General features: G+C 61.3%; 17 protein-coding genes. 8 read left to right on the forward strand and 9 right to left on the reverse strand.

Annotated elements, in window-relative coordinates; translation table 11 throughout:
* Positions 1–51 precede the first annotated feature (51 nt).
* The 3 genes from HMPREF3160_RS08690 to tgt all read left to right on the forward strand — a co-directional run bounded on the left by HMPREF3160_RS08690 (position 52) and on the right by tgt (position 2997).
* Positions 52–594, forward strand: coding sequence for an NUDIX hydrolase family protein (locus tag HMPREF3160_RS08690; protein WP_035756437.1), 543 nt, complete (start codon positions 52–54; stop codon positions 592–594).
* Positions 591–1634, forward strand: coding sequence for a DUF6707 family protein (locus tag HMPREF3160_RS08695; RefSeq protein ID WP_035756439.1), 1044 nt, complete (start codon positions 591–593; stop codon positions 1632–1634). The genes HMPREF3160_RS08690 and HMPREF3160_RS08695 overlap by 4 nt, the downstream gene beginning before the upstream one ends.
* Positions 1635–1785: 151 nt before the next feature.
* Complete coding sequence (gene tgt / locus HMPREF3160_RS08700) at positions 1786–2997, forward strand: tRNA guanosine(34) transglycosylase Tgt (protein ID WP_052048537.1); 1212 nt, start codon at positions 1786–1788, stop codon at positions 2995–2997.
* A gap of 45 nt (positions 2998–3042) precedes the next feature.
* Here the strand turns inward: tgt and HMPREF3160_RS08705 are convergent, their stop codons facing one another.
* Complete coding sequence (locus HMPREF3160_RS08705) at positions 3043–3831, reverse strand: queuosine precursor transporter (RefSeq protein WP_035756441.1); 789 nt, start codon at positions 3829–3831, stop codon at positions 3043–3045.
* Positions 3832–3975: 144 nt separating this feature from the next.
* Between HMPREF3160_RS08705 and HMPREF3160_RS08710 the strand changes: the two genes are divergently transcribed.
* The 3 genes from HMPREF3160_RS08710 to HMPREF3160_RS08720 all read left to right on the forward strand — a co-directional run bounded on the left by HMPREF3160_RS08710 (position 3976) and on the right by HMPREF3160_RS08720 (position 9364).
* The gene (locus tag HMPREF3160_RS08710; protein ID WP_239445927.1) at positions 3976–4788 is read left to right on the forward strand and encodes a hydroxymethylpyrimidine/phosphomethylpyrimidine kinase; all 813 of its coding nucleotides are present in this window, start codon (positions 3976–3978) and stop codon (positions 4786–4788) included.
* A 325-nt stretch (positions 4789–5113) separates the two neighbouring features.
* Positions 5114–8437: a S8 family peptidase gene (locus HMPREF3160_RS08715; protein ID WP_070491805.1), complete on the forward strand. Its 3324-nt coding sequence runs from the start codon at positions 5114–5116 to the stop codon at positions 8435–8437.
* Between the two features lie 237 nt (positions 8438–8674).
* The gene (locus HMPREF3160_RS08720; protein WP_070491806.1) at positions 8675–9364 is read left to right on the forward strand and encodes an HAD family hydrolase; all 690 of its coding nucleotides are present in this window, start codon (positions 8675–8677) and stop codon (positions 9362–9364) included.
* Here the strand turns inward: HMPREF3160_RS08720 and HMPREF3160_RS08725 are convergent.
* From HMPREF3160_RS08725 to HMPREF3160_RS08760, 8 genes are all read right to left on the reverse strand, one after another.
* Positions 9361–10287, reverse strand: coding sequence for a cytochrome b/b6 domain-containing protein (locus HMPREF3160_RS08725; RefSeq protein ID WP_083285586.1), 927 nt, complete (start codon positions 10285–10287; stop codon positions 9361–9363). The genes HMPREF3160_RS08720 and HMPREF3160_RS08725 overlap by 4 nt on opposite strands.
* 112 nt (positions 10288–10399) lie before the next feature.
* Positions 10400–11188, reverse strand: coding sequence for an ABC transporter ATP-binding protein (locus tag HMPREF3160_RS08730; RefSeq protein ID WP_070508050.1), 789 nt, complete (start codon positions 11186–11188; stop codon positions 10400–10402).
* A gap of 10 nt (positions 11189–11198) precedes the next feature.
* Entirely contained in the window at positions 11199–12167 is a 969-nt protein-coding gene (locus HMPREF3160_RS08735) for an ABC transporter permease (protein ID WP_070508068.1), read from the reverse strand.
* A 174-nt stretch (positions 12168–12341) separates the two neighbouring features.
* Complete coding sequence (locus tag HMPREF3160_RS08740) at positions 12342–13331, reverse strand: ABC transporter substrate-binding protein (RefSeq protein WP_070508051.1); 990 nt, start codon at positions 13329–13331, stop codon at positions 12342–12344.
* Positions 13332–13715: 384 nt separating this feature from the next.
* Positions 13716–15146: an aldehyde dehydrogenase family protein gene (locus HMPREF3160_RS08745; protein ID WP_035756445.1), complete on the reverse strand. Its 1431-nt coding sequence runs from the start codon at positions 15144–15146 to the stop codon at positions 13716–13718.
* Positions 15147–15363: 217 nt separating this feature from the next.
* A complete protein-coding gene (locus HMPREF3160_RS08750; protein ID WP_083285587.1) occupies positions 15364–16935 on the reverse strand; it encodes an APC family permease in 1572 nt (523 codons plus the stop codon).
* A gap of 195 nt (positions 16936–17130) precedes the next feature.
* Entirely contained in the window at positions 17131–18135 is a 1005-nt protein-coding gene (locus tag HMPREF3160_RS08755; RefSeq protein ID WP_176744729.1) for an AraC-like ligand-binding domain-containing protein, read from the reverse strand.
* A gap of 22 nt (positions 18136–18157) precedes the next feature.
* Positions 18158–18769 (reverse strand): TetR/AcrR family transcriptional regulator, encoded by a 612-nt coding sequence (locus tag HMPREF3160_RS08760; RefSeq protein ID WP_070508053.1) that lies wholly within the window; start codon positions 18767–18769, stop codon positions 18158–18160.
* Between the two features lie 213 nt (positions 18770–18982).
* Between HMPREF3160_RS08760 and HMPREF3160_RS08765 the strand changes: the two genes are divergently transcribed.
* Positions 18983–20950 (forward strand): primary-amine oxidase, encoded by a 1968-nt coding sequence (locus HMPREF3160_RS08765; RefSeq protein WP_052048491.1) that lies wholly within the window; start codon positions 18983–18985, stop codon positions 20948–20950.
* A 118-nt stretch (positions 20951–21068) separates the two neighbouring features.
* Positions 21069–21983, forward strand: coding sequence for an NAD(P)-dependent oxidoreductase (locus tag HMPREF3160_RS08770; protein WP_256174323.1), 915 nt, complete (start codon positions 21069–21071; stop codon positions 21981–21983).
* Positions 21984–22059: the final 76 nt, after the last annotated feature.

Raw genomic sequence — 22059 nt, forward strand, 5'->3', positions numbered from 1 at the left:
ATGCCCCGGGCGAGGCTGGCAACCAGACACACAGTGAGGTAGACAAAGACTATGAGCGCTGTACGGACCCCGGACCCAAACCCAGGCTGGCTATCAGAAGAGGACCTGTACGAGGCCCGACGCCGGCTACCGATCGTCTACGTGCAAGCGATCCCCGTGCGTGTGGACCCGATGGGCTACGTTTCCGAGGTCGGCCTGCTCTACACGACCACGGATGAAGGCCAGTTCGAGCGGACCTTCGTCTCCGGCCGTGTCATGTACCGCGAGACGATCCGCGCGGCCTTGATGCGCAACCTCGAAAAGGACCTCGGCCCGCTTGCGATGCCGTCGTTGCCAGCCTCGCTCACCCCGTTCTCGGTTGCGGAATACTTCCCGTCCCCCTCCGAAACCGGGCTCACTGACGAACGGCAGCACGCCGTCGCACTCACCTACGTGATTCCGGTGCAAGGCGAGTGCAACCCACGCCAAGACGCGCTCGAACTGTCCTGGCTGACCCCAGAAGAGGCCCTCTCAGAAAGCGTTCAAGCCGAATTCACCGGAGGCCGTGGGCAGATCATCCACCAAGCGCTCGCCTACGTGGGGTGGGGACGGTGAGCCAAACACAATCAACGGCGCAGGCGCAGACGGCCCAAACGCAAGCGGCGGCGCAAGCGCAGGCGGGGTCCCCATCCCATGCGGCAACCGTGCATTTCGATGGGCGTTTCCCGCGGCACCGCCAAGCGATCCCCGCCCGCAATATCACCAAGGGTGACCGTTTCATGCACCGTTCCGGCCTGCCTTCGGAGCCGGTCCAGTCCGCGAGGGTCGTGAAGGACTCCTTCGGGACTGACGCCTACGTGGATGTGGTGCTGGAAGACGGCTCGCGTGCAACCGTGGCGATCAATTCGACCATCCGGGTTTTCACCGAACGCAACCTGGGCCCCGGAATCGATGAGCTGTTGGCGGTGCCTGTCGAGGAAGGTTCCGCGGAAGCCGCACTCGTTGAGGCCGCCAAGGCCCACCGCAAGGACGCGCAGTTGCTCAGTGCTGCGCTGCGTGTGGCACCCGGCATCAACACTCGTGCTGGATCCCACCTCGATAGCCTCGTGTGGGCCGCTTTCCAGCTGGCTGTGGTGTATGAAGACACCGAATTCGTGTGGCCTATCCTCAACGTGCTCACCCAACAATCCTTCGAGGACAACGCAACACGCTGGCTCCCCACACGCTACGGGCTCGCGCTCGCGTGCTGGCTTGCCCGCCAAGCCGCAGACCACGATGCCGCCACCGGCTACGCGCAGCAACTCAAGGGCGGCGAGGAAGCACTCATCGCTACCCTGCCGGGCACCGCGCGTGAGATTCACCGCCGCCAGCTTGAGCACGCATCGTTATACGACCGCGAAATACAGCGCGCCCGCGACAGCCTCAACGCACCCCTAGAGCTCGAATTCCGGTGGAGCCGGCTGAAGTCGCTCATGGTCACCACCGCATACCGTTTAGCGTTTGAGCGCGAACGCCCCGACTTCATTGCGTTGATCGAACGCGAGCTACCGATCATCCGCGCCGCATCAGGAGAACCCCGTGAACACCACTCCACCCACCAACACGCCGCTGAACGCCACGCCGCCCAACAGCACGCCACATTCCGATCGAACTAGCAAGCGCTCGGTTGGTTCTAGCCAGCGCTCGGTTCGTGCTAGCAAGCGCTCCGCTGCAGCCAGCCACGCGCCCTCGGCTGATTACGTCAAGCCTGAGCTTCCAGCGGGGCATGAGCGGCAGTCCGAATTCGGTTTCACCGTGGGCACCCGCATGGCCAATGGGCGCGGCCGTACCGGCGTGATCCGCACCCCGCACGGCGACATCGCCACGCCCGCGTTCGTGGTAGTCGGCACTAAAGCCACCGTCAAGGCAGTGCTCCCCCGCGATGTCAAAGAGCTTGGCGCGCAAACCGTGCTATCCAACGCGTACCACCTCTATCTGCAGCCAGGGCATGAGATCGTGGACGCCGCGGGCGGCTTGGGTGAGTTCATGGGCTGGGATGGGCCGACCTTCACCGACTCGGGCGGCTTCCAAGTCATGAGCCTCGGCTCAGGCTTCAAGAAGGTCATCGACATGGGTTCCGACGGCGCCGCCGTGGGTGGTGGAGCCGACGATGCGGTAGCGCCCGGGCATGAACGCATGGCTAACGTCGATGACGACGGCGTGTGGTTCACCTCCCACATCAACGGCGATAAACACCGCTTCACACCCGAGATTTCGATGCAGGTCCAGCACGGCCTCGGCGCGGACATCATGTTCGCTTTCGACGAGCTCACCACGCTGCACAATTCCCGCCGGTACCAGATCGAATCCCTCGAACGAACCCGCCGCTGGGCTGAACGTTGCATCATCGAACACTTCCGCCTCACCGATGAACGCGCCCACCGCCCATACCAAGCACTCTTCGGCGTGATCCAGGGCGCCCAATACGAAGACCTGCGCCGCCAAGCCTGCCAAGACCTCGCAGCTATGCCTTTCGACGGCTTCGGGATCGGCGGAGCACTCGAGAAGGAAAATCTCGGGACCATCGTGGGCTGGTGCGCCGAAGAACTACCCGAGAATAAGCCGCGCCACCTGCTGGGCATCTCCGAACCAGACGATGTGCTGTGGGCCATCGAAAACGGCGCGGACACCTTCGACTGCGTCTCCCCTACCCGCGTAGCCCGCAACTCGGCGTTCTACACCGACTATGGCCGCTACAACCTCTCCAACCGACGCTTCCGCGAAGACTTCCGCCCACTACAGCCCGGCTGTGAATGCGCGACCTGCACCACCTACACCCGCGCCTACATCCACCACCTCTACAAGGCCAAAGAGATGCTCAGCCACACGCTCATCTCGATCCACAACCTCGCCTTCACCGTGAGGCTCGTGGACCGCGCCCGCGAAGCGATCGAGAACGGAACCTACGAGGCGTACAAGCACACCGTCTTGAGCAACTACTACGGAGGCCACGGCTCCCCCGACGGGCTCGCCAGCTAAGCCGCCCAGCTAACTCAACAGCCCCGCTAACTCAGCGGCAGAGCGCTAGGCGGCCGTGACGTCGTTATTCTTCGGGTAGCTCGGCTCATACCGCTTCACCAGCTTGATCACCACAACCGTCACCGGCGAGAACACGACCTCCACACCGAGCTTCCAGCAGAAACCAATCACAAAGTACTGCAGGAACACCCCGAACGAATCGATCCCGATCACAGGGGCGGCAATCGAGCAGAAGATCAGCGTATCCAGCGCCTCACCAACACCCGAAGAACCCAGGATGCGCAACAACAGACCGCGCTCGCCGTGGCGGCGCTTGAGCCACACGATGATGAGCGCGTTCGAAAGCTGGCCCGCCATGAAACCTAGAAGGGAGGCCAGCACGATCTGCCATACCGGCCCCAAGGTCGCTGCGAGCGCTTCCTGGCCCTCATAGAAGCTCGCAGAAGGCAGAGCGATGATCGCCTGGAACGTCAGCACCGCGAGCGCACCGAAGATGAAGGTTGTGATGATGGCCCGGCGCGAGGCTTTCCACCCATAGACCTCGGAGACCACGTCCCCCAGAATGTAGGCCAGCGGGAAGAGGAAGAATCCGCCGTCGGTCACCAACCCGAACAGTTCAACGCCCTTGCTCGCGCCAATGTTGCTGAGCACGAACACGAGGCCCATGAGGGCCAAAATGGTGGGATAGAAACGTGAACCGGTCGATGCGAAAACCGCCCGCCGCTCACGGGTCGCCTCCGTTACGGGGCTGGCGAAGACGGCGTCCTGGGCAGCGTTGGTGTCACTAGCCGGGTTGGTTTCATTGGCAGGGTTGGTTTCGGGCCGGGTAGGCATAGCTCTCCTTCAACGGAATGGTGTTGCGCGGCCCGGTCCTGCCACCACCGGGTTGCTACGAAACATGAAAGTTCCCGACCTATTTTGGCACGACCAGTGACTGGTTTGCCGGATCGTGACTGTGCGTGGTTTTACGATATGACTATGAGTTTTGAGAATCCTCCCATCGTATTGACCATCGCAGGTTCTGAGGCCACCGGCGGTGCGGGCGCCCAGGCTGACCTGAAGACGTTCCAGGAGCTCGGTGTTTTCGGTATCGCAGGGCTCACGTGCATCGTCTCTTTCGACCCGAAGGATGATTGGAACCACCGTTTCGTACCGATCGATCCGCAGGTGATTGCCGACCAGCTTGAGGCCTCGCAGACCTCGTATGAGGGCAAGCTACGTACCGTGAAGCTCGGCATGATGGGCACCCCGCAGACCATCGAGACCGTCGCGGGCGCGCTCGAGCGCCAGGAGTGGGACAACGTCGTCTTGGACCCGGTGCTGATCTGCAAGGGCCAGGAGCCGGGCGCGGCTTTGGATACTGACCAGGCTTTGATTGCCAAGCTCCTTCCGAAGGCTACGTTCGTGACCCCTAACCTGTTCGAGGCTTCAACCCTGGCCGGTTTTGAGGTCACGGATATCGAGGGCCTCAAGAAAGCCGCGCAGGTCATCCATGAAAAGTCTGGTGCCGCGGTACTCGCCAAGGGTGGGGTCCGTATGGACGGCCCGGACGCTGTGGATGTGTTCTATAACGGAGGCGAATTCGAGGTTCTCGCGACCCCTAAGGTCGGCGATCACGCAGTCTCCGGGGCCGGTTGCTCATTGGCTGCCGCCGTCGCCGCACTGCTGGCTCGGGGCCGCTCCCCACTTGACGCGGCACGCGAGGCCAAGGACTTCGTGACCCGCGGCATCCACCAGCGGGTGTCTTCGCAGCTTCCGTTCGATGCCTTGTGGCAGGGCGGGCTGCGCTGACTCTAATACGAGGCTGTGCGGGAGCTGTTTGTGAGCAAAAAGTTCTTGCAACATTTCGTATACGAATAAACCCCGGCTTTCTCAGGCTTCACAGGCAAAAACCTGGAAAGTCGGGGTTTTTGATAAAAGTGACACGTAAACTATCTTGGCTACACCACAGCCTTTTCATAGCCTTTGCATAGAATCATAGATTCGCCTTGACATTACTCGCGGTTTAGAGAAATCTCATCAGTGTTGATGTGACATTACGCACATGATGTTCACAGCCTTGTTCCCATCAACACAAATCTATTCACAATACTCAAAGCACTCTTGAGGAGCTCTCTTGAAAAACAGCAAAACGCGCCGCGTTGCACGCGGTGCCGCCGCGCTGGCTGTGGGTGCTGCGTTAACTATGGGGTCAATCCCAGCCGCTAACGCATCGTCATTTATGAACCCAGCAGCCAAATCAGACTCGCTCAGCCAGAGCAAGGACAAGGTAGATAAGAATAAGCTCAAGCCTTCTGACCTTGACCTAGACAAGCTGGCCAAGCTGAAGATCCAGGGCTCACTGGCCGACATGGAAGGTCAGGCTTCCGTCTACGTTCAGTTCACTGGCAAGGGTGCTTACGAACTCTCCCAGCCAGTCCAGGTTCGTACCGGCAAGAAGCGCCCTGTCAAGAACGTTGCTAAGGTCCGCCAGGTCCGCAAGGAAATCCAGTCCAAGGCTGATTCGGCTGCACAGCAGTCCCAGTCCAAGGTCCTCTACAAGACCACGAACGCTCTGCCAGGTGTAGCCCTCCAGGGTGAAGCGAGCCGTCTGCGTGATCTCGCAAAGCGTGACGACGTCGTGAAGATCTCCGCGATCATCCCGAAGACCCGTGAAAACAAGGGCACCGTCATCGACACCGGCGCAGTCCAGGCTTGGGCGGCACAGCACCAGACCGGTAAGGGTGTCACGATCGCTGTCATCGACTCCGGCGTGGACTACACCCACGCAGCTTTCGGTGGCCCAGGCACCAAGGAAGCCTACAAGGAAGCTAAGGCTTCCAACGACATGCCATCCGCGAAGTCCGGCCTCTACGACCCTAAGAAGTACAAGGGCGGCTGGGACCTCGTTGGCGATGACTATAACGCGGCTTCTTTCTTCTCCTGGCCTCAGCCAGACTCCAACCCGCTTGACTGCGAAATCGGCGGCCACGGAACCCACGTAGCGGGAACCGCTGCCGGCTACGGCGTCGATAAGGACGGCAAGACCTTCCGCGGCGACTACCAGTCCCTCAACGATGACCTCGTCAACGCTATGCGCATCGGCCCGGGCGCCGCTCCGGAAGCCGGCATCGTTGGCCTGCGTGTGTTCGGTTGCGAAGGCTCGACCAACGTTGTCGGCGAGGCACTCGACCGCGTGCTCGACCCGAACGGCGACGGCGACTTCTCTGACCGTGCACAGATCGTCAACATGTCGCTGGGCTCGACCAACAGCCCGGCCGATGACCCTGAAGCAGACATGGTCAACGCGCTCACCGATCAAGGCATCCTGACCGTCATCGCTTCCGGTAACTCCGGCGACATCACCGACATCGGTGGCGCGCCAGGCGTTGCCTCATCCGCTCTCACCGTCGCTAACTCGGTGGGCTCCCAGGCCGCGGCTGACGCGGTCACCGTGACCAAGCCTAAGAACCGCGCTAAGGACTACCCAGGCCAGCTCTCCGGCTCCTACCCATGGAAGAAGGCAGAGTCAGGTCAGGTTGTCGTCCCTAAAGCCGGCCCTAAGACCACCGGTTGCTCCGCGCTCACCGGCGATGACTCGCTCAAGGGCAAGTGGGTATGGCTGCACTGGTCGGATGACCCAACCGGTGAGACCTTCGAATGCGGCTCCAAGGCACGCTTTGACAACGCAACCGCCGCAGGCGCCAAGGGCGTTATCCTGGATGGCCCGAGCGAAGTCTTCACCTCCGGCATCGCCGGTAACTCGAAGATCCCAGGCGTTCAGCTGAACAAGTCCGGTTCCGAGGCTCTGCTTGATGCCGCTAAGAAGGGCGAGCTCGAGGTCACCGTTGATCCTGAGAAGACGTCTTCGATGGCGATCAACACGAACGCTCTCGATACCCTGGCTCCGTCCTCCTCGCGTGGTCTGCACGGCTCGGATTCCATCGTGAAGCCAGACATCGCAGCACCAGGTACCTCGATTCCTTCCGCAGGTGTCGCGATGGGTAACGGTGCTCTGACCATGACCGGTACCTCGATGGCCACCCCATACACCGCAGGTGTTTCCGCACTGGTGGCGGCTAACGGCAACTACAGCCCAACCGAGATCAAGAACATCGTGATGAACACCGCGGCAGCCGACATCAAGAAGGGCAAGAACATCTACAGCCCTAACCGTGTTGGTTCCGGCCGTGTCATGGCTGATGCTGCTTTGAAGACCCCGGTCATCGCTTACGACAAGGACCGCAAGGACCTCGTCTCCGCGAACTTCGGTGTAGTTGAGGTTGTCAAGGACACCGATTCCGTCACCAAGACGATCGAGGTCCGCAACCTGACCACCCGTGCACAGACCTACAACGTCGCCTACAAGGGCGCAACCCAACAGAAGGGTGTCAAGGTCTCCCTCGATAAGGACCGCGTCTCGGTTCCTTCCAAGGGCGTCGCACATGTCAAGGTCACCGTGTCCTTCGATAAGAACGCGATGACACGCACCATGGATCCAACCATGGACGCGATGCAGATGGACCTGCCACGTGCATACGTTGCAGACACCACCGGCCGTGTAGAGTTCACGTCCTCGACCCAGCCAACCCTGCGCGTGCCTGTCACCTCGGCACCTAAGCCAGCCGGTAACGCTACCGCTCAGCTGGCCAAGGTACGCGGCGACCGCGGCACTGTACGCTTCCGCGGCGCAGACGCCGACTCCGGTTCCCGCAACGAGGCCTTCATCTCGAAGGCAGCGCTCCTTGAACTCGGTGCAAGCTCTGACCGTCAGGGCAAGGAGCTCGACAAGGTTCCAGGCGGCCGTGAAATGGACCTGCAGTACGTAGGTGCAACCACGACCGCACCAGTCACCGGTTTGGATGACGCGGTCTTGGGTATCGGTATCTCCACTTGGGGCAACTGGGCACGCATGTCCACCGCTACCGAGTTCAACATCGAACTCGACATCGACGGTGACGGCAAAGCTGACTACGAGATGTTCAACACTCGTATCAACAAGCTCGATCTGGACCTCGTGACTACCGTCCACTCCCAGACCGGTAAGAACATCGATCTGCGCCCAGTCAACGACCTCGTTGGTAACCAGGACCCAGCAACCTTCGATTCGAACGTTGCAGTATTCCCGGTAGCCCTCAAGGAACTTGGACTCACCAAGGACGAGGCCTCAAAGCTGCGTTACAAGGTCAGCTCGTGGTCCCGTTACAACGTTGACGAGGACGGCCGCCTCGCCGCGGTTGACGAGACCGACTGGATCGAGTTCGATGCAACCAAGCCAGCTATCGCGAACCGCACCGACGGCCTGCTCGTCACCTCGGTTCAGGGCTCGGCCGCACCAGTTCTGGTCAATGACGCAGCCAAGGATCTCCTGGTTCTGCACCTGAACAACCGCACCGGCAACCTCAAGGGTGGCAACGACAAGCAGAAGGGTTCTCGCGCACAGGTGATCCCAGGCAAGTAACCACTTGCACTGAATCATTGGCAAGAGAACGCTGGCACATCAGCGCATAGGGATCACGAACGTGGACTAGCGCTTCGCCACCAGCGACTGCGGGGGTATGGGAATTCATCCCATACCCCCGCAGAGCTTTAACCGGGCCTTCCCATAGGCTTTGCCTTCACTAGAATTGGGGCAGGCCGAACCGGAACCACACCACCGCGTCGGCGGCTACAGCACAAGTGAGAGTGAAACGTGAGTATGCAGGTACCAGCGGCAGTCTTGTGGGACATGGACGGCACCCTCATCGATTCCGATCCGCTGTGGGGCCGCGCTGAGATCTCGCTCATGCAGCGGGCAGGCGCGCCGTGGACGCAGCAGGACGTCGAGGATTTCGTCGGTGCTTCCCTACCCACTGCGGCTGCGAAGATGCGAGATGCTGGGCTTGATTTGTCTGTTCGACAGATCATCGACCACCTCATCACCGAGGTTGCCGCCGGTGTGCGCGAACACGGGATCCCGTGGCGGCCAGGCGCCCGCGAACTGCTTGAGGCGCTGAGCGAGGCGGGTGTTCCGCAAGCGCTGGTCACGATGTCTGAGACGCCTCTTTCGAGCGCTTTCATCGAGGTGCTGGGACACAACCCCTTCCAAGCGATCGTCACAGGAGACACGGTGCATCCGCACAAGCCAGAACCTGAACCCTACCTTCAGGGTCTGCGCCTGCTGCGTGAAGCCACGGGGCTAGAGCTACCTGCAGAGCGGGTTATCGCGATCGAAGACTCAACACCCGGAACAACCTCCGCCGTCAACGCGGGGCTGGCGACCCTCGGCATCCCACACACCGCGGCGATCACCGGACGCGACGGGCTCATCATCCGCGAAACCCTCACCGGTATGACGCCTGCGCGGCTTGCAGAAATCATCGCGTTAGTTCACGCGACCGCGAACTAACGCGTCGTGACTTTGCCGTGGGTTGCGGCGATCGGCCGCAGAACCGGCGTGGTCGCGGCCGCCGTCAAACCGATGGCGATCACGGTCGAGATCACGAAGCCCCAGAAACCGACCCACGAGGTATCGGCGGTGCCTGCGAACATGTGGTTGAGGTTCTGCCGCATCCCGGTCGTGAACACGAGGAACACGTGGAACACCACGAAGGCAATGAACACGAGGATGACCGGGAAGTGCAGACCGCGCGCAACCTTGGCTGAGACGATCTTGTTCAAGCGTGGAGCATCCTTAGGCCAGAAACTGGAAAGCCTCAGGCCGGAGATGATCGCAAGCGGCGCTGCGATGAACACGATCACGAAGTACGCCAAAAGCTGCAGCGAGTTATAGGCCGCCCACGATTCAGTCAGAGGCCAATCCAGCGAAAGGTACTGCAGGCCCGCGGAGATCGCGTTCGGGAACACGTCCCAACTAGTCGGCACCATCCGGCCCCAGCGTCCGGTGGAGAACAGCAACACAACATAGACGATGCCGTTGGCGACCCACAGAACATCCACGAACTGGTGCCACCACAGCAAGAACGGGATCTTACGTCCGCCGCGCTTGCTCGGGGTCCAGTACGCGGGATGCTTGCGTGCGCCGATCGCCCGTTTCTGCATACCCGAACGCATCAAGAGCAGGATGAACAGGAAGTTCAAGTAGTGCGTAATACGCACCCACAACGGAAACCCTGGCTCGCTGAACGCCGGCGGCTTAGAGGTTCCTGGGTAGCGTTGAATGAACTCTTCAACCGCATCCAGGCTCCGCAGGCCGCGGGCAACAAGCACCAGGACCGCTACGACAACGATCGCACCGAGCACCAGCGCACCGATTTTCACGGCGGGGTTCATGGCCGCACGCTGGCCACGCTTAACAGACTGTGTGGGCATACTCCTCAAGATACCGCGCCGCACGCTCGGTCAGTAAATACCACGGCATCATCCGCGAAGTACCACAGCACCATCCGCGCCAGTTACCTCGTCTGCGCCACCTCGTCGGTTGTTAGGCAAGCAGCGCGCGGTCGGAGAGTTCACCACCGATCTTGTCGAACTCTGCGAGCAGGCTGGAGACGGTTGCGTTCTTCTTCGCTTCGCCGTCGAGTTCGAGGATGATCTGGCCGTCGTGCATCATGATCAGCCTGTTGCCCAACTGGATCGCTTGCTCCATGTTGTGGGTCACCATGAGTGTGGTGAGCTGATCGCGTTCCACGATTTCGCCTGTCAAGCGCGATACGAGCGCTGCACGCTGCGGATCCAGTGCCGCGGTGTGCTCATCCAGCAGTAGGATCTGCGGATGCGTCATGGTCGCCATGAGCAGGCTGAGAGCCTGACGCTGACCACCGGACAGCAGCCCGACCGGGGTCCTCATGCGGTTCTCGAGGCCGAGCTCGAGAGTTTCCAGCGCGGTCCTAAACTGTGCGCGGTCCTTACCGGATACCGCCAACTGCAGCCCGCGGTTCCGAACACGGGAGACCGCGACCGAAAGGTTCTCTTCGATCGTCAGTTCCGGGGCGGTACCGGCCATCGGGTCCTGGAACACCCGAGAAACCCACAAGGCACGCTTATGTTCCTTGATCTTGGTGACGTCCTTGCCGTTGATCACAACCTTGCCGGTATCCGGACGCAACCGTCCACCGATCATGTTCAGCAACGTCGACTTACCTGCACCGTTAGACCCGATCACGGTCACAAAGTCACCGTTATTAAGGGTCAGGTTGATGTTGCGCAGGGCTCTTCGTTCGTTGACTGTTCCCGGGAAGAACGTGCGGGAGAGGTTCTGAATTTCAAGCATGCTTCTCTCCTTATGCCTGAGCGTCAGCGCGTGCGGTGCCCGCGGCATCGGCGTGGGTGTCTGTATCGTCTGGGAGGCCGGATTCGACCTCGGCTTGTTCGCGGCGCATCTTACGTGCCTTGAGCTTCTTGAAAATCTCAAGCCGCGGCAGCAGCAGTGCGACCACCACGAGCACCGCAGAGGCGAGCTTCATGTCCGAGGACGGCAAGCCGGCACCGAGCGCGATCTGCAGAACCAGACGGTAGATGATCGCACCTGCAACACACGCGAGCACCGCTTGCCATACGCGACGCTGACCGAAGATCGCCTGGCCAACAATCACGGAAGCCAGGCCGATCACGATCAAGCCGATACCCATCGTCGCGTCCGCGATCGCCTGGTACTGGGCGAGCATCGAGCCTGAGACCGCGACCAGGCCGTTGGAGATCGCAAGCCCTAGGATCTTCTGGTTGTCCGTGTTGACGCGGAACGAGGTTGCCATCTGGCTGTTGTTACCGGTTGCACGCAACGCGAGACCCGTGCGGGTGTGCAGGAACCAGATGAGCAGGAACGAGATCCCCAAAACACCGAGGAGCATCAGGCCGGACCCTCCCCAGTCGTCACGCAGCAGGCCGTTTTCTTCGAGCGGGGTCAGGATGGTTTCTTCACCGAGGAGCGGCTTGGCGGCCGAGTTGTCCATGATGTGCAGGTTGATCGAGTACAGCGCGATCATCATGATGATGGACGCGAGAAGGCCGTCGATCTTACCTTTGGTGTGCAGAATGCCGGTCAAAGCGCCCGCGATAGCGCCAGCGCAGAACGCCATGACCATCGCGAGCCACGGCGGCATGCCAGCAACGATGGCGGTTGCCGCGGTGGCGCCGCCGGTAGTGAAGGAACCGTCGACGGTCAGGTCAGGGAAACCGAGGACGCGAAAGGTCAGGTAGACCCCGAGGGCTGCGATGGCATAGATCAGTCCGAGCTCCATTGCGGAAGGCATCTGCTCCAGCATGTCGCTGAAAAACATGGTGTGTGCTCCTGCGTGCGTGGTGATGTTCTCACAGTTCGGCGGTGCAGAGGGCTGTGTACTGCTCCCTGCACCGCCGCTGTTGTCTTCAGTGAAGTTAGGTGGGCGGGCCGAGCTTCACGTCAGGGTGTGTGATCCTTGCGAGGATCAGTATTTTTCGGCTGCCTTCTCTACGAGTTCCTTTGGAAGTTCGATGCCGGACTTCTTTGCGGAGGTCTCGTTGACGTAGAGGTCGTATTCCTCCTGGGTTTCAACCGCCATGTCTTCCGGCTTGGCTTCGCCTTTGAGGACCTTCGCGGCCATCGCGCCGGTCTGTTCGCCGAGCTTTTCGTAGTTGATACCCACGGTCGCGGTTGCGCCACGCTTGACGGAGTCGCCTTCGGCGGCGATCGCTGGGATCTTCTTGTTCTCTGCGACCTTCAGGAGGGATTCAAGGGAGGCGACAACCATGTTGTCAGTTGGCACGTAGAACGCGTCAACGTTCATCGAGCTTGCGGCCTGAGATACCTCGGAGGATGCGGAGATCGCCTTGGTTTCCACGGTCAAGCCGAGCTCGCTAGCAGCATCTTGAGCCCAGTCAACCTGAACCTTGGAGTTCTGTTCTGCCGAGGAGTAGACGATGCCGATCTTCTTGGCGTCTGGGTCGATCTGCTTCAGCAGTTCGAGCTGTTCCTTGACCGGGTTGGCGTCCGAGGTTCCGGTGACGTTCTTGCCTGGCTTTTCGAGCGAATCGACGAGCTTGGAGTCAACTGGGTCAGTGACCGCGGTGAAGAGGATCGGGCGGTTCTTGACTGCCTGCGAGAGCACCTGTGCGCTCGGGGTCGCGATAGCGAGGATCAGGTCAGACTTGCTGGTTGCGACCTGGGAGCCGATCTGGGCGTTGTTCGCGGCTTCACCCTGTGCGTTGTATTCCTTGATCTCAGCGTCGATGCCGTTGTCCTTCAGGCCCTTCTGGAAGCCCTTGTTCGCTGCGTCAAGCGACGGGTGCTTTACGAACTGGACGATGTCGACCTTCTTCTTTTCACCGCCGGAGCCTCCGGAACCTCCACTACCCGAGCCGTCACCGGAGCAGGCCGAGAGCCCGAGAGCTGCGATCGCGGCTACTGCCGCAAGGGATGCTACGCGAGTGCGCTTCATAGTTTTACTTCCCGTCGTGTCAAAGAGGAGAGTGTGATGTGAACTTTGTCACATAGGTTCGCCAAGGATCAGCCGTTTTCGAAAGATTGAAGCTTATCTCGAGGATTCCTTGGACGAACTGTTCTTGATGATGGTTGATTGTACCCAAATTTCCAGAACGAATATGCGCTACATCACTTTTCATAGCTTCCATTAAGCACAGCTAAATCACCGTTGAGACACAGAAAGGGGTTTTAAGGAATCCTTTCAGGTTCCCTAAAACCCCTTTTGTATGCGCTCACGTGCGGCGCAAACGGCGCCTACACCGCATCGACCTGCATGCAACCTAGCCGTGCCGGCGCCGCCTAGCTACGCCGGCCAACTAGCGTGCGCCGAGCCACGCGATCAGTAGTTGATGACGTGCGGCTGGGCGACCTCCTTGAGGCCTTCCAGAGCGAACTCGACGCCGTAGCCGGACTGCTTCGCGCCACCGAACGGCATGCGCGGGTCGATCGCACCGTGCTTGTTGATCCAGGTGGTGCCTGCCTCGAGGCGGTTGGCGACCTCGAGCGCACGCTCACGGTTCGAGGACCACACGGAGGAGCCGAGGCCCACCTCAAGCCCGTTGGCCATCTCGATGGCCTCCTCAACATCCGTGTAACGAATGATCGGCAGAGCCGGGCCGAACTGCTCTTCAGCGACCAGCGGGTTGTCGTTGTCGATATCAGCAACCAGGGTGGCTGGGTAGAAGAAACCAGCCTCGTCAGCTGGGCGTTCTTCCCCACCGGTCACGATGCGCGCGCCACCATCCTTAGCGGCTTGCACCAAACGCTTGACCACATCGAGCTGCATCTGGTTCTGCAGCGGGCCGAGCACGTTCTCTTCGCCCAGGCCCACGCCCATCGGCATCGCTTCAGCGACCTTGCGCAGCTCCTCAACAACCTCGTCATAGATCGAATCCGGAACGTAGAGGCGCTTCAGGGCCGCGCAGGTCTGGCCCGTGTTGATGAACGCGCCCCAGAACAGGTCTTCAGCGATAGCGGCCGGGTCGACGTCATCGAGGACGATGCCGGCGTCATTACCGCCGAGTTCCAGCGTTACGCGCTTGAGGGTTTCAGCGGAGGCCTTCGCGATCGCCTTACCGGTTTCGATCGACCCGGTGAACATGATCTTGTCGATGTCCTTGTGCGCGGTGAACGCCTCACCTACGTCGCGGCCACCAGCGATGACCTGCACGAGGCCTTCTGGCAGAACACGGTTCATCACGCTAACCATCGCGAGCACCGAAAGCGGGGTGTATTCGGATGGCTTGATCACGGTCGCGTTGCCCATCTTGAGGTTCGGGGCGATCTGCCACATCGTGATCATCATCGGCCAGTTCCACGGGCCAACCGCACCGACCACGCCGAGCGGGCGCCAGTGCAGTTCAGCCTTGCCGGACTCATCATCGAAAAGGACCTCTGGCTTGACTTCGATCGCGGCGGTCGCACGCAGCCATGCGGAGCACGCGCCGACCTCGAAGCGGGCGTTCGGGCCGTTGAGCGGCTTGCCCTGCTCACGGGAGAGCAACTGCGCCAGCTGCTCGGCGTTCTCATCGAGCGCATCGGCAACAGCCATCATGACGTTGGCGCGCTCCTCAAAGGACTTAGCGGCCCAGGACTTCTGCGCTTCACGGGCCTTGACCACAGCGCGGTCGAGGTCCTCAACGGTTGGTTCTGGTGCGTAGCCAACAAGTTCGCCCGTTGCGGGGTCCTTGATTTCACGACCCTCGCTTGGAAGATCGAACGCCGCGCGAAGTTCTTCGACGGTCGCGTAGGTGACGTTTTCGGTAGTCATGACACTCCTTGTCTGTATGAGGCTCAGCGGTGTGAGGCGAGTCTCACGTGTATGTCTTTAAATCTATCCCGCGCTTGCGGGAAAGAACGATCTGAAACGTTTCGCGCACTGCGAAGCCTGTTCAGACGGGCTGGTTTCAGCTGCGCTGCGGTTTCAGTTGCACTGTGGTTTCAGTTGTGGCGGTTTCAGCTGCGTTGTGATTTCGATTGCGCCGTTTTCACTCCTGGGTGGATGTTCTCCATTCGAATTCCGCGGCCTCGCCGCCACCAAGCTTGAGGTAGCGCTCTGGGTGGGCCGAGCGCAGCCATGCCGCCCAGATGCCACCGAAGAGTGCGGCAAGAACAACGAGGCCTGGGAGGATCCAGTTCAGTGGGCTGGTTTCAGAGATTCCTACGAGGAAGGAGAAGTTCGTGATGATGAGCACCACGATCCCGCTCAGGCTCAGGCCAGCAAGCAGTGGGGCAACGAACCTGGTCCACATCGAGAGATCCCGCGCGTTGGTTCCGAGGTAGGCCATGGCCGCGAAGCTCGTGACAGCCATGAGCGCGATGAGACCGAAGGAGCCGAGGTTGGTCAGCCACGTGAACAGCGTCAAGACCGGGAACATGACCGGGTCTTCCGAACCTGAACCGACGACAGCGAAGATGATGAGCACGGCGAGCGCGATCGAGGACTGGCAGATGGAACCTAGCGCTGGGGCTTGGCCGCGGCCGAGTGAGATCGCGAGGAACTTAGGCATCGCGCCTTCGCGTGCCAGGGTGCGCAGGTAGCGGGCTACGACGTTGTGGAAGGAGATGAGTGCTGCGATGAGCGAGGTCACGAACATGACTTGGGCGAAGATCACTAGGAAGTTCGGCACGTGCGCCCCGAGCAGTGAGAACACCACGCCTGGGCCTTGTTCCCCGGCTTCTGCGACGGTGTTTTCTGGGGTGAGCGCCATGATCATTGCCCATGCGGAGATCGCGTAGAAGATCGCTACAGCAATGACGGCGCCAAAGGTTGCGCGGCGGACCGTGTTTTCTGGGTCCTTGACCTCTTCGACATAGACGGAGCCGGATTCGAAGCCCATGAACGCCGCCATCGAGAACGCGAGTACCGCGCCCACGCCTGGTGCGAAGAAGTCACCGAACTGGAAGCCGTCAGCGGACAGGCCTGCTGGTGCGTCGACGACCGCGAAGATGTCGTAGATGATCACGATGATGAACTCGATGACCACGAGGATTCCGAGGACCTTCGCGGAGAGGTCTACCGAGTTGACGCCGAGGATGCCCACGATCACCCAGCCGGCGAGCGCGTAGACCCACCATGGGACGTCGATGCTGAACAGTGCGTTGAACGTGTCTGCCGATGCGAAGCCGAACATTCCGTAGATGCCGACCTGCATCGCGTTATAGGCCAGCAGCGCGACCCACGCAGCGGAAACACCGGTGACGCGGCCGAGTCCGCGAGCCACATATGCGTAGAAAGCGCCGGCGGTGCGTACGCGCGCTGATAGGGCTGCGTAGCCGACTGCGAACAGCGCGAGGACCACGCCGAGTATGAGGAAGCTCAGCGGGACACCGAGCAGGCCGGTCACGGCATAGTTGGAGCTCACGCCACCTGCGAGCACCGTCAACGGCGCTGAGGCCGCGATGATCATGAGCGCGAGCGAAACCGTCCCGATGCGCTTGGATGCCGGTGGTTGGCCGTTCGGTTCGTCACTGTTGAGCTGTCGGCTGATGCTGGTATCCAGCGAACCTGGCTCTATTACGTGCGGCGTTTTAGCGGACCCCGTCGTTTCAGCTGTCATGAGGGCACCTCACTCAAAAGATGGGACCGCGGTAACCTTCGATACGGAAGAGACTGCGGCCGCCTAAGGACAACATGTGATATAGCTCACCATCTTGCTCGCGTGAGGGCCAGCTCAGCTAGCATTCCCGTGCACACGCCTTGCATTCCCTTGCAGAGTCAGCTCAGCGCCGGGGCTAGCTCGGCGCCCACGTACTCAGCGCGGCGCCCGCATTTTTTGGCGGGCTTGGGTTGGGGTTTGCCCGAATTCGGTTTTGAAGGCCCGCGAGAAGTGCGCGGCTTCCGGGAAGCCCCAGCGCGCCCCGATGTGGGACACGGGAACCGAGGCGTGCGCGGGGTCTTGGATTTCTTTGCGGGCTTCTTCAAGCCGGCGGGTCCTGATCCAGGTTGCTACTGGCACGCCCATCGGCTCGAAGATCGTGTAGAGCTGCCTCACGGACATGAAGTGCGCCTGCGCGAGTGTGGCCGGGGTCAACGATGGGTCGCGCAGTTTCGCCTCGATCGTGGCACGCACGGCCGCCAGCGCGGAGTCCGCGATCGCTTCGCTGCCGAGGTCCCGCTCGGCCTGGTCACGGCACATCGCATCCAGTAGCCCCACGGAATGAGCGCACAACGCCGCCAACCCTGCCGCGTCCTGCCGCCCGCCTGCGGCATCTTGCTGTGCGATGCGGCGCGAAAGTCCCGCAAGCAGCGGGGCCACGACATCGGACATTCCGCCGTTTTCGCCCAGCGCCACCGCGGTCAGGTTGCGTGCCGGGGCGGACAGGCGGGCGTATGGGAGCATCACGATGAGCATGCTCGAATCATCGTCCACGACCATCGTGTACGGCTCTGAGGTGTCATAGACCGCGAGCCGCCCTGGGGTCAGTTCAAGTTCGCGGCTTCCCTGGATCAGGTAGGACCGCCCCGCCTCTTGGAGGGTGAATTTGAGCATCCCTCCCCCGCCCGCGGAGATCAGTTCCGGGGTGCGTTCCACGGCGTGCGCGGACGCGTCGATGCGGATGGCCGATGCGGCGGGGTGCTGAAAGCTGGTGAGCTTGCCGCTGAAGTCGCCACCGCGGGTCGCGTGAGCATGCAGCGGCACGAAGGCCTGCGACGACGCCCGCTGCCACTCGACGAACGTGCGGGTGATCGGCGTGCCCGTGATCGCGCGATGAGTTCCAGCGCGGTTGGCTGGCTCAGTTTTCTGCATAGGTGACATAGGCCACATAATAGGGCTCAATCTACGTCGTTGGGGTTTCTGTGTCACGAGAGAAACCGTCAAGGAGCACGTGCAGCTGTGCGGTCAAAGATTCGGGTCGAGTGCTCTGCGGTTCCATCGTGAGCATGACTTGGGCACCCAGAAGAAAGGTCACGAGCGCATCGGCGGCCTTATGCGGGCGCAGCGCGGACCTGAACTCGCCGGCCACTTGAGCCTGCATGAACCATTCGGCTACGCGTTCACGCCAGCGCCGCATCGCGCGCTCGTGAATGGCTTTGAGCTCGGGGCTGTCTGCCGCGGCACCCCAGAAGGCCACCACGCCGGCGGCTTCCTCTCGGGACTCCGGAGTCAGCGGAAGCACTTCCCTAGCGAACGCCTCGATCGCCGCGCGGCCCGTACGTTGTGTGCACGCCCGGCGCGCGCGGGCGTTGGTCCTGTCCACCGCGGATTCATACACGGCCTCCAAAAGTTCGCGCTTGGTCCCGAAATAGGGCTTGATCGCGCCATTGGCGAAGCCGGCCTCGGCGGCGATATCGCGCATCGTGGCGGCATCGAAACCTTCGCGCCCAATGAGCGCCCACGCGGCATCGACGATGTGCTCCCTGCGGGCTTGATGATCAACAACTTTAGGCATGACATCCTTCCAACCGCCCGATGCGCGTTTAAGCAAAAACATATAGTTACGCGGCCGTAAAACCGAACCGATTCACATGCTCCAGATCACTTGCATGTAACCCGAATCACATTTATTCTCTACGAGTATAGAAAAACCCGGGTCCGCACGAAAGCGCGACCCGCCACCATGCCATCCGGCGCACCGGCGCACGCGTGTCGAATTGGAGAAAGCATGTCGCAGACCATCACCCCCACCAACGCAACCCCTGGGCATCACACTCTGCTGACCCCAGCGGAAGTGGAAACCGCAGTGAACATCCTGCGCGAGGCAGGCAAGTTCAGCGAAGCAACCCGCCTGGCCTACATCGGCCTGGTTGACCCTGATTTTGATCTGCCAGAAGACGCCCCCGTCAACCGTTTGGTCCGCATCTACCTGTATGACGCACAAGAGCAGAAGTCCTATGACGCAACCGTGTCCGTGACCAACGGGACCGTTGAATGCCACCACGAAATCGACACCCAGGAATACGGCGAGCTCCCGGTCCTGGCGGAAGAGTTCCCGATCGTCGAGGCGCTGCTCTCCCAGCACCCCGAGTGGATCGCGGCGATCGAAAAGCGCGGCCTCAAAGTCGAGAACGTGCGAGTCGCCCCACTGTCCGCTGGCGTGTTCGAATACCCGGAGGAATCCGGCAAACGCGTTCTTCGCGGTCTTGCTTTCGTACAGGAACACGAAGCCGACTCCGCCTGGGCACGCCCAATCGAGGGTCTGCTCGGATACGTCGATGTGGGCAACAAGGAAGTCATGCAGGTACTCGACTTCTTCGACCACCCGATCCCTGAAGAGCACGGTAACTACATGACCCCGGAAGACACCGGGCACCCGCTGCGTGAAACACAGAAACCGATCGTCATCACCCAGCCTGAAGGTCCATCTTTCACCGTGACCAACGGCAACCACGTCGAATGGGAACGCTGGAGCCTGGACGTTGGATTCGACATGCGCGACGGCCTCGTGCTGCACAACGTGTGCTTCGACGACCCGGTCAAGGGCCGCCGCCGCATCCTCAACCGCGCATCCATCGCCGAAATGGTGGTCCCCTACGGCGACCCGAGCCCGGTCCGTTCGTGGCAGAACTACTTCGACACCGGCGAATACCTCATCGGCCAGTGCGCCAACTCGCTCGAACTCGGTTGCGACTGCCTGGGCGACATCACCTACCTGTCCCCCACCATCGCTGATAACGACGGCAAGCCAGTGACCATCACCAACGGCATCTGCATGCACGAGGAAGACTACTCGCTGCTAGCAAAGCACACCGACGACTGGGCAGGCACCGCCTACACGCGCCGCAACCGCCGCATGGTGTTCTCGATCTTCACCACGGTAGGTAACTACGACTACGGCTTCTACTGGTACCTCTACCTGGATGGCAACATCGAGTTCGAAGCGAAAGCCACCGGCATCGTCTTCACCTCGGGCTTCACGGGCGACCCGCGCTACAACAGCGAAATCGCCCCAGGCCTGGGTGCACCGTTCCACCAGCACCAGTTCGCTGCGCGCCTCGACTTCGCCCTGGACGGCGGCCCGTCCCGCATCGAAGAAGAAGACGCCGTCCGCGTACCGGTCTCCGAAGAGAACCCGCGCGGTAACGCCTTCAGCCGCAAACGCACCGTGCTTGCTAAAGAATCCGAGGCGGTACGCGATCCGGACGGCTCCGTGGGCCGCGCCTGGGTCATCTCCAACCCAGAATCCACCAACCGGCTCGGCCACCCCGTGGCCTATAAACTGCACCCGGCAGGAACCCCAGTCTTGCTGGCCGACCACGACGATTCCTCGATCGGCCGCCGCGCAACCGTGATGTGCCACGCGCTCTGGGTGACCCGCTACGCGAAAGAAGAGAAGTACCCGACCGGCGACTACCCGAACCAGAACCCGGGCAAGCACGGCATCAAACAGTGGATCGAAGCCGACCGCGATATCGATACCCAACGCAACGTCGTATGGCACACCTTCGGCCTGACCCACTTCCCACGGCCTGAAGACTGGCCGATCATGCCGGTAGACACCGTCGGGTTCAAGCTACGGCCTGAAGGCTTCTTCGACCGCTCCCCAGTCCTGGATGTCCCGCCACCTGAGAAGCAGCAAATGTGCTGCACCAGCGACGGCAGCGACTCCAACGATGCAGGATGCGGCTGCTGACACTAGTCGCTAGCTCTCATGAGTTCATGGTCTCCCCGGGTCTTCTTTCTCAAGACCCGGGGAGACCTGCGTCCCGGGACTGTTGGGCGCTGGCATCACTGTTGGCGTGAGCGCCGCAGTGCGAGAGACTGAAAGCATGAAGATTGCTTTTCTTGGTACTGGCCGGATGGGCACCGAGCTTGCCCGTAAGTTGCTCGCTGATCACGATGTGACGGTGTGGAACCGCTCCGCCGAGCGTGCCCAGCCGCTGGTTGATGAGGGTGCCGTGCTCGCTGAGTCTGCCGCTGATGCGGTGGCTGGCGCGGACATCGTGGTTTCATGCTTGTTTGGCCCGGATGTGGTGCGTGAGGTCATCACGGGCGCGGGCTTGATCCCGGATGGTGTCCCGTGGCTTGATGCCACGACGGTGGGGCTGGCTGATGCACGTGAGTTCGCTGCCGCGGTCCCGAGCTATGTCGCAACCCCGGTGGTGGGCACGCTGGGTCCGGCGCGTGCCGGCAAGCTCGGCGTGTATGTGGGCTCCCCGGATGAGGGCCTGCGCACCCGGGCCGCCGATGTGGTGGCTGTGTGGGCTGATCCGGCGCGTTTGCGTCCGGTCGATACTGCCGAGAAGGCTACCGCTGGTAAATTGCTGGCTAACCTCGCGTTGGCGGTTTCAGCGCAAGGCCTGCGTGAGGCCCTGACGCTGGGTGCGGCCGCTGGCCTGGACGGTTCCGCAACCCTCGACATGCTGGATTCGACTGGCTTGGCTTTCATCGCGAACATGAAGCGCCCATTCGTTGAAGGCGAGCGGGAGAGTTCGCCCGGCGATTTCACGGTGGACGCCATCGCTAAGGACGCTCGGTTGATGCTCGATGCCGTGGCTGGCTCGGAGCGTTTCGGTGAGCTGTACGAGCAGGGCCGAGTTGATGCGGATGCATTCGATGCGAACATGCCTGCCGTGCGTGCCGCACTGGGTTCGCTAGATGCGGCTCAGGAGACGAGCCGCGGGGACCGGGACTTCTCCACGATCTTTGTAGACAGCGCAGAATAGTCAGCGCCGAATAGACAGCGCCGAATAAGCAACAACCTTTACACGCCAGTGGCGGGCGGTTCACACGAACCGCCCG

The sequence above is a fragment of the Arthrobacter sp. HMSC06H05 genome, assembly GCF_001807395.1.
Lineage (GTDB): Bacteria > Actinomycetota > Actinomycetes > Actinomycetales > Micrococcaceae > Pseudoglutamicibacter > Pseudoglutamicibacter albus.

Excerpts from the sequence above, each read along its gene's own strand:
- HMPREF3160_RS08745 (WP_035756445.1), bottom strand. The coding sequence starts at position 15,146 with ATGACTACCGAAAACGTCACCTACGCGACCGTCGAAGAACTTCGCGCG.
- HMPREF3160_RS08765 (WP_052048491.1), top strand. The coding sequence starts at position 18,983 with ATGTCGCAGACCATCACCCCCACCAACGCAACCCCTGGGCATCACACT.
- HMPREF3160_RS08735 (WP_070508068.1), bottom strand. The coding sequence starts at position 12,167 with ATGCCTTCCGCAATGGAGCTCGGACTGATCTATGCCATCGCAGCCCTC.
- tgt (WP_052048537.1), top strand. The coding sequence starts at position 1,786 with ATGGCCAATGGGCGCGGCCGTACCGGCGTGATCCGCACCCCGCACGGC.
- HMPREF3160_RS08705 (WP_035756441.1), bottom strand. The coding sequence starts at position 3,831 with ATGCCTACCCGGCCCGAAACCAACCCTGCCAATGAAACCAACCCGGCT.
- HMPREF3160_RS08730 (WP_070508050.1), bottom strand. The coding sequence starts at position 11,188 with ATGCTTGAAATTCAGAACCTCTCCCGCACGTTCTTCCCGGGAACAGTC.
- HMPREF3160_RS08740 (WP_070508051.1), bottom strand. The coding sequence starts at position 13,331 with ATGAAGCGCACTCGCGTAGCATCCCTTGCGGCAGTAGCCGCGATCGCA.
- HMPREF3160_RS08755 (WP_176744729.1), bottom strand. The coding sequence starts at position 18,135 with ATGTCACCTATGCAGAAAACTGAGCCAGCCAACCGCGCTGGAACTCAT.
- HMPREF3160_RS08760 (WP_070508053.1), bottom strand. The coding sequence starts at position 18,769 with ATGCCTAAAGTTGTTGATCATCAAGCCCGCAGGGAGCACATCGTCGAT.
- HMPREF3160_RS08750 (WP_083285587.1), bottom strand. The coding sequence starts at position 16,935 with ATGACAGCTGAAACGACGGGGTCCGCTAAAACGCCGCACGTAATAGAG.
- HMPREF3160_RS08690 (WP_035756437.1), top strand. The coding sequence starts at position 52 with ATGAGCGCTGTACGGACCCCGGACCCAAACCCAGGCTGGCTATCAGAA.
- HMPREF3160_RS08725 (WP_083285586.1), bottom strand. The coding sequence starts at position 10,287 with ATGCCCACACAGTCTGTTAAGCGTGGCCAGCGTGCGGCCATGAACCCC.
- HMPREF3160_RS08710 (WP_239445927.1), top strand. The coding sequence starts at position 3,976 with ATGAGTTTTGAGAATCCTCCCATCGTATTGACCATCGCAGGTTCTGAG.
- HMPREF3160_RS08720 (WP_070491806.1), top strand. The coding sequence starts at position 8,675 with ATGCAGGTACCAGCGGCAGTCTTGTGGGACATGGACGGCACCCTCATC.